We start from the raw sequence: 997 nt of genomic DNA on the forward strand, positions 1-997 counted from the left end.
AGTTGTTGCAGGCCCTGATGGGAAATGGACAGTACCAAATCCAGGTGATCTCAAAGATGGTGATAAAATTACAGCAGTGGCAACTGACCCTGCAGGCAACCCATCAAATCCTTCAACTGGTACTGTAGATGCAGTTGCACCAACAGTAACTGTAACTACTACCTTAACCAATGACAATACACCGCCATTAGCGGGTACGGTGAACGATCCAACTGCGAAAGTTGTGGTGACTGTCGATGGTGTGAACTATCCAGCGACGAACAATGGTAATGGTACCTGGACGCTTGCAGACAATACGCTTCCTACATTGACAGATGGTCCACATACGATCACTGTGACTGCAACCGATCCTGCAGGTAATGTGGGAACAACAAATGCAGTCTTGACAGTAGATACCACAGCACCAAATGCACCAGTGATTGATCCGATCAATGCAAGCAATCCTGTCACAGGTACGGCAGAACCAGGTTCAACAGTGAAGGTGACTTTCCCGGATGGCAGTACAGCAACAGTTGTTGCAGGCCCTGATGGGAAATGGACAGTACCAAATCCAGGTGACTTGACTGATGGTCAAACAGTGACTGCAACAGCCACTGATCCAGCAGGCAACCCATCAAATCCTTCAACTGGTACTGTAGATGCAGTTGCACCAACATTAACTGTAACGACAGCACTAACCAATGACAGTACACCTGCATTAACAGGTACGGTAAACGATCCAACTGCGAAAGTTGTAGTGACTGTCGATGGTGTGAACTATCCAGCGACGAACAATGGTAATGGTACCTGGACGCTTGCAGACAATACGCTTCCTGCATTGACAGATGGTCCACATACGATCACTGTGACTGCAACCGATCCTGCAGGTAATGTGGGAACAACAAATGCGGTGGTGACAGTAGATACCACAGCACCAAATGCACCAGTGATTGATCCGATCAATGCAAGTAATCCTGTCACAGGTACGGCAGAACCTGGTTCAACAGTGAAGGTGACT

At 47.8% G+C, this 997-nt stretch carries 1 protein-coding gene; it reads left to right on the forward strand.

Annotated elements, in window-relative coordinates:
• On the forward strand, nucleotides 1-997 hold a 997-nt coding region (locus AC056_RS19100; protein ID WP_228144373.1), incomplete at both ends, for an Ig-like domain-containing protein.

This window comes from Acinetobacter genomosp. 33YU (genome assembly GCF_001990725.1).
GTDB lineage: Bacteria > Pseudomonadota > Gammaproteobacteria > Pseudomonadales > Moraxellaceae > Acinetobacter > Acinetobacter seifertii.